Origin of the sequence: Ktedonobacter racemifer DSM 44963 (genome assembly GCF_000178855.1) — a bacterium.
Taxonomy (GTDB): Bacteria; Chloroflexota; Ktedonobacteria; order Ktedonobacterales; family Ktedonobacteraceae; genus Ktedonobacter; species Ktedonobacter racemifer.
The window spans coordinates 2,374,235-2,386,576 of sequence record NZ_ADVG01000004.1 but is presented as its reverse complement, the minus strand read 5'-3'; the positions used below and the strand labels follow the sequence as shown (position 1 = coordinate 2,386,576).

9 protein-coding genes are annotated in these 12,342 nt (G+C 51.4%); 6 read left to right on the top strand and 3 right to left on the bottom strand.

Annotated features, from left to right (window positions below; all coding sequences use genetic code 11):
* Positions 1–288 precede the first annotated feature (288 nt).
* Positions 289–1,161 (top strand): cytochrome c oxidase assembly protein, encoded by an 873-nt coding sequence (locus tag KRAC_RS52250; protein WP_007921166.1) that lies wholly within the window; start codon positions 289–291, stop codon positions 1,159–1,161.
* 72 nt (positions 1,162–1,233) lie between these two features.
* Here the strand turns inward: KRAC_RS52250 and KRAC_RS52245 are convergent, their stop codons facing one another.
* From KRAC_RS52245 to KRAC_RS52235, 3 genes are all read right to left on the bottom strand, one after another.
* Positions 1,234–2,130, bottom strand: a complete 897-nt coding sequence (locus KRAC_RS52245) for a carbohydrate ABC transporter permease (protein ID WP_007921165.1) — start codon at positions 2,128–2,130, stop codon at positions 1,234–1,236.
* A 61-nt stretch (positions 2,131–2,191) separates the two neighbouring features.
* Complete coding sequence (locus KRAC_RS52240) at positions 2,192–3,160, bottom strand: carbohydrate ABC transporter permease (RefSeq protein ID WP_007921164.1); 969 nt, start codon at positions 3,158–3,160, stop codon at positions 2,192–2,194.
* A gap of 260 nt (positions 3,161–3,420) precedes the next feature.
* Positions 3,421–4,716 carry an ABC transporter substrate-binding protein gene (locus KRAC_RS52235; RefSeq protein WP_007921163.1) on the bottom strand — a complete coding sequence of 432 codons (1,296 nt, stop codon included), beginning with the start codon at positions 4,714–4,716 and terminating at the stop codon, positions 3,421–3,423.
* 605 nt (positions 4,717–5,321) lie between these two features.
* Here KRAC_RS52235 and KRAC_RS52225 point away from each other — a divergent pair.
* From KRAC_RS52225 to KRAC_RS52205, 5 genes are all read left to right on the top strand, one after another.
* Complete coding sequence (locus KRAC_RS52225; RefSeq protein WP_007921162.1) at positions 5,322–6,539, top strand: ROK family transcriptional regulator; 1,218 nt, start codon at positions 5,322–5,324, stop codon at positions 6,537–6,539.
* A gap of 170 nt (positions 6,540–6,709) precedes the next feature.
* On the top strand, positions 6,710–7,804 hold the full coding sequence (locus KRAC_RS52220) for an extracellular solute-binding protein (protein ID WP_007921161.1): 1,095 nt from the start codon (positions 6,710–6,712) through the stop codon (positions 7,802–7,804).
* A complete protein-coding gene (locus KRAC_RS52215; protein ID WP_040447555.1) occupies positions 7,774–9,666 on the top strand; it encodes an ABC transporter permease in 1,893 nt (630 codons plus the stop codon). Before KRAC_RS52220 ends, KRAC_RS52215 begins: the two co-directional genes overlap by 31 nt.
* Positions 9,608–10,705 carry an ABC transporter ATP-binding protein gene (locus KRAC_RS52210; RefSeq protein ID WP_007921159.1) on the top strand — a complete coding sequence of 366 codons (1,098 nt, stop codon included), beginning with the start codon at positions 9,608–9,610 and terminating at the stop codon, positions 10,703–10,705. The genes KRAC_RS52215 and KRAC_RS52210 overlap by 59 nt, the downstream gene beginning before the upstream one ends.
* A 645-nt stretch (positions 10,706–11,350) precedes the next feature.
* Positions 11,351–11,959: an STM3941 family protein gene (locus KRAC_RS52205; protein WP_007921158.1), complete on the top strand. Its 609-nt coding sequence runs from the start codon at positions 11,351–11,353 to the stop codon at positions 11,957–11,959.
* Positions 11,960–12,342 lie beyond the last annotated feature (383 nt).

The window sequence follows — 12,342 nt, the reverse complement described above, 5'->3', positions numbered from 1 at the left end:
CAATTCACTTCACATTGAATGAATACATCAGCTTCCTGAATTACACCTGAAAGGGGAGTGATAATATGGTCAGGGGTGGTCAAGTTGACAGAAGTGCTCTATGATATAAGCAGAAATTTTCAACGACAAAGGGAGAAGGCAAGTACCATATGTGGTTGAACAACGCTGCTGAAGCACGCGTCTACATATCATGGGACGAGGTATATCGCATCATTATATGTAGACGCGTGCTTCAGCAGCGTAGGCCAGATCCCCGACACCGTTGCAACTATAGAGGACATAGACAAGATGCTTGAACACATGCGGGAAATGGGCCTGGATTTCTCTAAGCCCTGGTACATTCAATGGACATGGGACCCCATCTTCCTGGTCTTTCTCCTGGTCATTATCGGTCTCTTTCTGTACGCCATCGGTCCCTATCGAACAATGGTCCATCCCCAGGCGCAACTCAAGCGCGGCCAGACCATTGCTTTTCTCCTGGGTGTCTTTGTGCTCTTCGTGGCATTGATTTCGCCTCTCGATACCTTTGCGATGGTCTCCTTCACGGGTCATATGTCGCAACACCTGCTGGTATCGCTCATCGTCTCGCCCCTCCTCGTGGTCGGTATCCCCGAGTGGCTGGCACAGGCGATCTTAAAAGGCAAGTTTGCGCAGACGACCTGGAAATGGCTTACCTTCCCGTTTATCGCGCCCGTACTCTTCAATGCCAACATCTGGCTCTGGCATGCACCGCCCATTCTCAATGCCATGATGTCCAACCATAACCTGCACGCGCTGGCCCAGGTCTGCTACCTGGTTACTGGCATTATCTTCTGGTGGCCGCTCTTTGGCGCCAGAGTTGAGCGTGCATACGAACTCAACCTGCTGGAGAAGATGCTCTACATCCTGCTCAGTGATATGCCCATGGTTGTCATTGGTGCTGGCCTGACCTTTATGCAACCCCTTTACGATATCTACAAGCATAATCTGATCGGCCTCTCTCCCGTCACAGATCAGCAACTAGGCGGCTCTATCATGTGGATTCCTGGCGCCATCTTCATGATCGTGATGGCCAGCATCCTCTTCCTGCGCTGGATGCTCCAACTAGAGGCCAGGCAGAAAGAGACCGACGCGGCGCTCGCCTTAGCCCTGGAACAAGGCATGGAAGACGAAGAGGAATAGATGCCGCTTAATCACAACTGTAAAGAGGCCGGGTCCTTGGGGACCCGGCCTCTTTACAGTTGTGATTATAATCTACCCTTTCAGGCCGCTTTGTCTGTAACCCTCAACGATGTAACGCTGGAGCACGAAGAAGACGATCACCAGGGGCAGAATCGCAATGGCCGCACCGATAAACAGCTCATGCAGATTGAGCACCTGCGCATTCAGGAAGTTCGAGAGCACGACCTGCACGGTATAGGCTGTAGGGTCCTGACCAATCACCAGGGGCCAGAGGAAGGAGTTCCAGCTGGCAATAAAGGTAATCACGCTTAAGGCCGCGATGATGCCATAGGAGTTGGGCACCACAATACGCCAGAAGACGCCCCAATACCCCAGGCCATCCACACGACCTGCCTCCTCCAATTCATGCGGAAAACTCAGGAAGAACTGGCGGAACAGGAATGCCGTAAAGCCGCTAAAGACGCCGGGTACCACCAGGCCCTGCAAGGTGCTGACCCAGTTGAGATACGATACGACAACGTATACTTCAACGAAGATGACCGCGAAAGGAATCATCAACGTGAGCAGGACAGCGTAGAGAATCGCGTTTGACCAGCGATAGGGGATACGCGCCAGGCCATAGCCAGCCAGGGCGGAAATCAGAATCTGCCCCGCCGTCTGCAAGATAGCAATCGAGGCCGAGTTTTCCAGGCCGCTTATAAAAGGCACATCGGGATCACTGAACAACTCTTGAATATTCTCGAAATGGAGAGCGGAGGGAAAGAAGGTCCAGTGGGGTGAGGTAATTTCAAGATCCGTCGCCAGGCCATTTCTTACAATCAGATAGAACGGCAACAGGAATATGAGCGCCAGGATCACAAGCGCTGCATAGCGTATGATGGTCAAGATGACTTTACCAGGAGAAACACTCGTTTTCTGTCGTGCGATAACCGGTGGAGACTGTACGGTCTCTGAGGTGGATGCTGCCATACCCTTTTCCTTTATTCTCTGCTAGGATTACTACTGCTGATGAGAAATTTCAGTTGCACGCTTAATCACGTGTGCCAAAGCCCAGTAAACGCCCCTGGACCAGGCTAAAGATGATGATAATCAGCGTGAGGATAATGCCGCCCGCGCTACCAGTACCATAGTTTTGCCCGGTCAAGGCCACATTATAGAGGTAGACCAGTGGAGGACGCGCCAGAATCGAGTTTCCACCCGTCATAATGTTGAAAAACTCATCAAAGGCCTGGAAAGCGGCGATCACGTTGAGCAAGAGCACGGAGATAGAGGCATTACGTAGTAAAGGGAAGGTGATGGACCAGAAGGACTGCCAACCTTTCTTTGCACCATCGACATACGCCGCCTCGTAAAGCTCGCGCGGAATGTCCTGCAACCCGGCAATAAAAATGATCATGTAAATGCCGATTTGCAGCCAGAGGCGCACAGTCGTCAGCACCAACCAGTACCAGGGGGGATTCGGACTGGAGATCCAGAGAATAATATCGAGGCCAAAGGCATGACGGATAGCGTTCGCCAGACCGTAGGTCGAGCCATTAAAGATACTCATCTTCCAGATAATCGAGGCCAGGACATAAGAGCAGGCCGTGGGCAAGAAGAAGACTGAGCGGAAGAAGCTCTGGGCAAATTTTATACTATTGACCAGGAGCGCCAGGCCAAGCGAGCAGGCAAAGGTCGTTGGCACGATGAAAAAGGCGAAAATGGTAAAGACCAGCAGGGCATGCGTAAAGTCAGGATCCGTGAGCATCGTAATGTAGTTCTGTAAACCCACAAACCTGGTCGGGGTGATGGTCGCGCGCGCATCGGCGAAGCTGAGGATAACGCCCCAGATAATGGGAATATAGAAAAAGATTATCAATCCAAGAATCAAAGGGCCAACAAAGCTCCAAAAGACCAGCGTCATCCGGCGTGAGTGTCGCCGTATGCGCTTCTGGGCACTCAGTTCCATCTCACGCGCGGGCTGCGCCTTGGGGACCGAAGAAGTAGTAAGAGACTTCATAAGTTCATCCTTCCATAAGCAGAGCTTTCCAATTCTTGGAAGCATGGGGAGGCTCCACTTTCTCAGGAGAGCCTTCGCGCCTGCGGCGCTCAGGGGTAAGGGGTGTGCGCGGAAAATGGCAAAGCCATTTTCCGCGCACACCCCTTACCCCGAAGGCTCGCGTAGCGAGCCGAGGCAAGAGCCGGAAGAGATTTGGAAGACCCCGCTTCCATAAGGGCCTGGAATTGACAAATTAGAGAGAACTTTCCAGGACCTTAGAACTAGCTGAGCTCTTTCTGCAACTCGCTGTTGCACTTCTCAGCCGCGGCATCCAGGGTCGCCTTGGCGTTCTGGCCAGTCTTGACAATCTGACTGACCGCGTTCTGCAAGGCTGTATCCATAGCAGCGTTCCAGAGAGGGGAGACCGCGTGTCCATACTTATTCAGGATGTCCACGGCGTCCGCGGCCTGGCCTTGCGTCAGTTTATCAGTCTGGGCGGAGGTGCTAATGCGTGGAGGCACATGGAAACCATAGCCCACATTCCAGTCCTTCTGGATAGTGCTATTGGTAACCCATAGCCACTTCACATAGGCCTTAGCTGCGTCAAGATTCTTGCTCTTGGCGCTGACCATCTGCGCCCAGCCACCATTGATGGTCGCGGGCTGGCTCTGAGCGTCAAGCGCAGGGAAGGGGAAGACGCCAAAGTCATCGCCAACCGCGCTCTTCTTGATGAGCGGCATCGCCCAGAGGCCACACCACTGCATCGCTACCTGGCCCTGCTGGAAGGTCGAGGAGTCCCACCAGAAGGTAGGCGCATCCGGCAAAATACCACCAGAGGTACTTAGCTCATGCAATTTCTGATAGGCAGCGGCCATACGATCCGTATTAAACGCAATTTTATTATCCGAAGAGAGATAATCACCACCAGAGGCCCAACCAGCAATGAGGTAGAGCGCGTTTACGCCTCCATCGGGACCAACATAAATACCCTTGCGATCCGACGTTGTCAGCTTTTTGGCCGCGGCAATCAGATCATCTATCGTTTTAGGAATGTCCAGGCCAGCCTGCTGGAACATACTCTTGCGATAGTAGACAAAGGTGGGGTCATTGATCATCTTGATGCCGTAGACCTTGCCATTGACAGTAAAGGGCGCCAGCGAGGCAGGCTTGAAGTCGCTCTTAACATCGGCAATGATATCGTCCAGTGGGGCCAGCAAACCAGCTTTGACCTGATCGAGAGAGAGAGATGAGTTCTCAAATACATCGGGGGGATTAGAACCGAGCAAAGCCGAACGCACCTTGTCCGGATATTCATTGCCCGTGCCAGGCAGCCAGCTCACCGACACCTTTGCCTTGTCATATTGCTTGGCATATTTGAGGACGGCATCGTGAGTGCCAGGCTCTCCATACTGGTGATACCACTGCGTCAAGGCAGGAAGATCGCTGCTACCGCCACTGCTACCACTGCCACCAGTACCGGCGCAGGCCGCCAGCAGGGAGCCGCCCAGCATCATAGAACCAGAATATTGCAGGAATTGACGGCGGGAGACGTCCGCGCGGACACGCATGTGAGACATAGGTTAAGCTCCTTGTCACTATTTCAGTACGACAATGTAACCGAAAGCTATTCCTTCAACTTTGCAAATACTGAAGGAATAACCAACAAGTTTATAAGTATTCCGTTCTCTCATATAAATAAGCAAATGCACATCTGCTTATACGCACCTGGTAGAAAGCAGCACAGCATTATTGTTCGGTACGAACAACAGATAGATCACATGCCTTTCTACTAAACATACGATCAATAAAGCACGTAAAATGCCATATGAGAGATGGATAGGAGTATTGCCTTTTCACAAAACTTTGTAGAGCTGCACTACATTGAACAGCTAGAACCTAAAAGATTTACCATTTTCTATGCAAGCCGTCAAAAAATACTCGTAATCCTGGCAGAAAAACCGTGGTCGCATACTGACGCCTATCAGGCAATCTTGATACTGCTGCCTGTATTCCAAATCGGCCATAATTAAGCTATAATGTTCTGGCCAGGAAGTATAACCACCACCTTCTATTGACGCATCTCAATTCTTAATTCCCTCTTGTAAGATTAATAATAGCATTTTCTTCTGACTTTTGTCAATGAATGATAATAGTTTTTTTGCAGGAAAAGAGGTGCAGAGAAATGCAACTACAGCCTATTGGACGCAAGAAGATTCGTGCGATCAATCAAAACATGCTGGTTAATCTTATCCGCATGCATGCGCCCATCTCGCGCACACAATTGCAAAAGATCTCTGGCTTAAGCCAGGGGACGGTGGTGAGCTTAATTACACAGCTCATTGAGCGTCAGCTAGTCATCGAAACGGGTATGGCTGCCTCAACGGGGGGTAGAAAAGCAGGCCTGCTAGAACTCTCTCCCCAGGGAGCCTATGCCATTGGCATTCACCTTATGGAGCACCATATAATTGCTGCTCTCCTGGATTTACAGGGAGAGATACATACCATTGAGATTATTCCCCTGCATCTGCGCGACCACGGAGAAGAGGCGGTCGCGCTGATCGCCTCTAGCATAGAGCAATTTATCACACAGAGTGGTGTTCCCCCGCAAAAAATTATTGGCCTGGGCTGTGGCATTTCGGGGCCCGTGAATCGGCTGACGGGCGTAAGCGTCGATAGCTGGATTCTCAACTGGCATCAAATTTCTATCCGCCAACCTCTATCAGAGCGCCTGGGCATGCCCGTATTTGTTGAGAACGCGGTGAACTGCCTGGCAAGTTACGAGAAGCTCTATGGACGAGGAGAGACATGTAGCGACTTCCTCGTTATCTCCCTGGGAAGAGGACTGGGGCTGGCGACCGTCCTGAATCAGGGCGTTTACCGGGGCGCAAAAGGCATCGGGGCCGAATTTGGTCATATTCCTCTCTTCAACAATGGCCGCCTTTGTGAATGCGGCAACCAGGGCTGCCTGGAAGCATATGTAGCGGACTATGGCATTGTCGAAACCTACCGCGAACTAGGGGGCAGCCTTGAACCTCTCCAGCGTGAACAGGTGGACGAGCGTATCATCGATATCCTCTACAAGCGCGCACAAAATGGTGATGCCGCAGCCATTCTTGCCTTCCATCGTACCGGTAGATTTCTCGGGCTGGGAATCGCCTCGCTCGTCAATCTTTATAATCCCGCCTGTATCATGATAGACGGGGGAGCCGGCCATCGAATCGAACTCATGCGCGACACGATGCACTCCACGCTGGAGAAACATATCTTCTCTCAGCTAGGGCAGGGCCTGACCATGCTCGTCGATACAGATACAAACATGGACAATTGGGCGCGTGGCGCGGGCTGCCTCGTCTTGCAAGATTTTTTTGCACCTACGCTTTTTAACAAGCAATCTTTGTAACAAGTGTAGCATGTAACAAGTATTCTAATGTAACAAATATTACAATTCATTAACATTTTGATTAACTTGGATTAACTTTGGGCTTTTACAATGTGTAACGTGAGACATCCTCTCCAGCCTTTCGCTGCTCTACTGCGAAATTTTCTTTATCTAAGGAGTTACACATCGTAATGGGTATACACCTTGCCTTGGCACGCAGGCCACGTTTCAATGTATTATTTTTGCTCGCTTGTATAGCGAGCTTACTTGTTGCCTGCGGCGGAAACACCTCCAACGCTACATCAAATAACACGCAAAGCGCTGCCAGTTGTGATAAGCAAACAGGCTTCACGCTCTATTCGGCTATCGGCTATGACTCGGATGCCGCCAAAGCCTTCCAGAAACAAACGGGTATTCATGTCAAACTGGTCGATGATAGCACTGGCAATCTCCTGGCCAAGATCTCGGCTGAGCGCAATAATCCTCAGTGGGATGTAACCTGGTTCGATGGCAATGTAACCATGCAGACCCTTGATGACCAGGGCTACTTGCTGAAATGGAACTCACCCAATATCAACAACTATACCACGCAGGGCATGAGCAACGTTCCCAGCGATCACGCCTACTATCCTACGGGCCTTACTGCGGCTGGCGCCATCGTTTATAACACCAAACATATCCCAGCCGCCGGGCTCCCCAAGGACTGGCAGGATCTTACCAAATCAGAGTATAAAAACCTGCTCGCCGAAAACGATCCCGCGTTCTCTGGACCCGCGTATCCCTTTATCTCGGGTGTCTCTCAGGTGATGGGCGGCGAGGATCAGGGCAAGCAGTTCTTCCAGCAGCTCAAAGCCAATGGCGATAAGATCTTCCAGACCAATGATCCAACCTTGAATAGCGTCGAGACGGGCGCGCGCGAGTTCGCGATTGTACAGGATAGTATCTATTATTCTGCGAAAAAGGCTGGACAACCCCTGGGCATTATCTATCCCACCTCTGGCGTCACATCACTGCCCAGCGAGATCGGTATCGCCGCAAACAGCCGGCACAGCGCTTGCGCCCAGCAGTTTGTCAACTGGATCATCTCATCCGCCGGTCAGACAGTAGCAGTCAATCATGATCCTACGGATGGCGATACGTACTTTGTTGAGATCATCAAAGGAGTCACCCCTATCGTCTCTCGCCAGACAGATGGTATCAACTTTGTCACCCTGGACGTTCCCAAGTGGGCTAGTGTGGAGAATGAGCTAAAACAATGGTTCCACGACAACATCGTTCGACAGTAACAGATCAGGTGGCAATGGAGGCAGTAGCAGATGCTACTGCCTCCAGGCCCTTACCTTTTTGGCGCATCTTACTGCGTAGAGGCGGCCAGTTTCTTATAATAGCACTTCCGCTGCTACTGCTGCTGCTCTTTGTGCTCTATCCTCTGGCGGCCATCATCCTCCAGAGCATCTTTCCCCACATCTATGATCCGCTCCCCAACCTGGAGTTTAGCCTGGAAGCGCTTACGAAAGTCTTCACTAACTCAGAAAACTATCTGGCTTTCTTCAATTCGCTCTGGATAGGCCTGGTGACTGCACTCATCGCCTGTGCTTTAGGCACGCTGCTGGCGTTTCTCGCGAGGCGTACAGACCTACCGCTTCGCCGGAGCATGGATACCCTGGTCTGGATTGTCTTCTTTACGCCCTCGTTCTTGCTTGGCGAGGCCTGGTCGCTGATCTTCATTCGCGGCGGCATACCCGATCAATACTTCCACTTCCCGGCGGCATTGATCAATGGCTTCTTCTCGCCTGCTGGGGTGATCTTCATTCTCAGTCTAAAGAGCTTTCCCTACGTCTACCTTTCTGTGACAGCGGCTCTGCACTGGCTAGGTTCAGAGTTTGAGGATGCGGCCCGTATCGTAGGCGCGCGCAGCTGGCGCGCATGGCTCTCTATCAATATGCCTCTCCTTCTGCCCGCTATCCTGGCGGCAGGGCTGATCGCCTTTGCCGAGGCTCTCTCTGACTTTGGCACAGCGGCCACCATCGCCCAGAGTTCAAATGTGATCCTTGTCACCTACCAGATCTATACATCGATTAATACCTCGCCCGTTGATTTCGGACTGGCGGCCTCACTCTCGCTCTTCTTGTTTATCGCTATTGGTCTGGCGCTCCTGCTCCAATCAGCCGTACTGCGCACACGTTCCTTCCAGGTTATCAGCGGCAAAAACAAGCCGGCCCACATGCTCGCGCTGGGTGTATGGAAATGGCCGGCGACCATCTTCTGTATCGCTGTTTTCGTAGTCGCATTGCTAATCCCGTTAAGCATGTGCCTGGTATTATCATTACTGCATGCCTTCGGGCAAGGTCTGACAGCCAACAACTGGACCCTGGATAATTATACGGTGGTCCTGGCAAATGGGTCCGACGACCTGGACGCCTTGCTGCGTACACTCTGGCTCGCCCTGACAAACGCCTCGATTACCGCCCTGGTGGGTCTGCCACTGGCCTTCATTATTAAGCGCACACAGATACCCGGGCGCCAGGTACTTAGTCTTGTAACGCTGCTCATGATTGCAGTGCCGGGCATTATCCTTGCCTGCGGCTATATCTTTGCCTGGAACGCTCCATACCTGGAGTATATTGGCATCGGTGGCCCAATAGGCATCCAGTTCTATGGCACGGTCTGGGTCCTGCTAGCGGCCTACGTTGGGGGTAGCCTGCCCTATGCCACGCGTTTAGGCTCAGGGGCGCTGGATCAAATCGGGCAAACAATGCTCGAAACGGCACGTGTCCAGGGGGCAAGCCTCCCTCAACTGCTGATGCGCATCGTTGGACCGCTCCTGCGCTCAAGCCTGGTCTCCATCTGGTTACTCGTCTTTACGGGAACCATGTTTGAGCTAGCTGCTTCCGAGCTTCTCTATCCACCCGGACAGCCAACGATGCCTGTACGCATCATTGCCCTCTTCGATACCTTTAAGCTAGGTCCCGGCATGGCGCTGGCGATGCTCAATATCGGCCTCGTTACCCTGGCCCTTATCATCATACGTTTCCTTCCCTGGCTAGCTCGCCAGGTGACACAAGCACAAGCGCGGAGAAAACCCATTTATGTACCTGAAGATCAAACAACTGAGCAAGAATTACGGGTCACGACCGGTCGTATCTAATGTGGATATGACGATGGAAGAGGGAGAGATCCTCTCCCTCCTGGGGCCATCAGGCTGCGGTAAGACTACGATCCTTAGAATGATTGCGGGCCTCATCACTCCCACGAGTGGCTCTATCGAGGTGGGGGACCGCGTCTTCTATGACGGATCACGTGAACTTCCCGTTGAGGAGCGCGACCTGGGCATGGTCTTCCAAGATTACGCGCTCTGGCCTCATATGACTGTGTTTAATAATATCGCCTTTGGCCTGCAACTTCGGCGCAAACCACGCGCCTACATCAAAAAACGCGTTGAAGAGCTATTGGAGCTGGTGAATTTGCCGGGTATGGGGAAGCGTTACCCGTATCAGCTCTCGGGAGGTCAACAACAGCGGGTATCGGTGGCGCGCGCCCTGGCAACAGCCCCGCGCCTGCTCCTCCTCGACGAGCCACTTTCGAGCCTGGATACATCCCTGCGCGAGACCATGGGGGCGGAACTCGTTCAGCTCTTCAAGCAGCTCAAGATTACCGCCATCAATGTCACGCACGATCAAAACGAGGCCATGACCATGTCGGATCGTATTGTTGTGCTACGTGATGGTCAGATTCAGCAGGTTGGCACACCTACCGATCTCTATCTACAACCTACCAATAAGTTTGTGGCCTCATTTATGGGTCCAGTGAATACCCTTCAAGGACAGCTTGTGCAGCAGGCGGAAAGTAGCTTACATATCCAACTCGACAACCACTATTTTGACAATCTCACACTGCTTGGCTCGCCTCACCAGGCCAGCCATGATCTACGCATTGATCAGCAGGTCCATCTCATCTGCCGCCCGGCCAATATCTTGCTGCATCCAGAAGTTCCTCACGGTGAGCATCCTAACATCTTCGCTGGCACCGTTACCTATTCATCCTTTGTTGGAGGACGCTGGCGAACGCTGGTAGAGGTAGGGAATGGAGAGAAACAGCATATCCAGGCCTTCGCCGCATCACAGTACCAGCTCCAAGCCAAAGTGTGGGTGGAGCTCCCTCCAGAACACTGCCTAGTTGTACCATAAAGGGCCAGCAAAGACATTCCTGCGCTACCTCGATTTCTGTGCCAAATCGAGGTACTGTTTTACCTCATCCTTGCATCTTTCCACACCGTCTTTTCAAGCACGTTTGCGTCATCTTTAATTGTCCATAGATTACACAATATCACATAGGATATCACGTTATTTGCCGTCAACACTGCTGTCAGATTTCTACATTGTTCATGGCATCTATGTTGGCTCCGCAAGCCATTCCAACGAACCTGCCTTGTGCCACATGGTATGCTCTTTCGTGTGAATTCCGTGACGGTAACATAGGTTTCTTCCATATCCTGTTTTTTCTCAGGGTTTCCCAGGGTTTCACGCCAGTCGATCATCTGCGCATCTAGAATGAGAACGGTGAGCAGGAATCTGACTCCCCAGTCTCATTTCAGATGCGCAGGTTCTCTCATGGGCAGACTCCCTGTTTCCAGGGTTTCAGGCCAGCCATAAAGTTGCACATCTAGACTGAGACATCCTCAGCCTGCTATACTTGCAAATGCAAGGAGAGCCTCACCAAAAAGGTATCCAGAAGACAAGATGAGAGAAGACGTTGCTAGCTTTGAGTGAGTCCTCCTCCTCATGAAGAGAAACAGATGGAGATGCAAAATGCTCCATTGGAAAGGATATCCAATGCAGGTATTCCAAGATGAAATAGTTATTCCTCTCATCACCGTTCAGGACCAGCCAACTCCCAAATTCATTCGTTCACGTTTATTCTGGATAGCTCTTGTATTTGGCATTGGCTTCTTCAGCGTTCGGATTTTCTTAAGGTTGGCTGCCGACACTCAGGAAATGATGTTCGATATCTGGGGCCTTGTCTTCCTCCTCTTGATGTGTGGTGCGCTTTTGACCCAACTGATCCGCAAGTTACGTAGTCACTCATCGTATCTACATATTAATCATAAAGGCATCTTTACCTCTCGTGACTCTTTTCTGATCAGGTGGGCAGAGATTAAGGCACTATCCCCTTCAACGTTCATGGGCTCACCTTTTTTAATGATCGTGCTCTGGAATAGAGAAGAAGTGCTCTCACGATCCAAAGTAGCATTAAATCCCTTTACTCGCTTTACGCTCTTCAGATACTTAAATTCTTCCCTTCCATTTGGTTTCAGCCAGCGCATCTTGCCGATCTCTATTGATGAGCTCCTGACCACGATCCAAGAACGTTTTGCCACCGAACTACGCGAGCATTCTATAGCAATTGGGGATTGGGAGCATCAAGCGTCGATTGATGCTTAGAGCCTAGATCAAGGTTTCAGCCTACTCGACCAACGTCTTGGATCACAACTGTCCTTTGCACATCTAACGTGGAACTCGTTTGTTCCTTATTAAGCATTAAGCGCAAGCACGACCTTTCGTCCCATTCTTGATGTGTAGAAACGTTGAGTGGCCTGGGACCCTATTCTGGTACAAGCCAGACCGAGGTAGCATATACCCAACTGCGGATATGGAAACTCTAACGCCCAAGCTTCTGCACCATCTGCAAACCTCAAACGAAAAGAAGTGTCCACTTTTGGTGAAAGGAGAAATTGATGAGGTATTTCGATCTAGTGAACAAGCATGAAGCATGAGGCAGATCAAACTGATAAGCGCATCTTTTCCCATCAACGAGAACAGTGCTG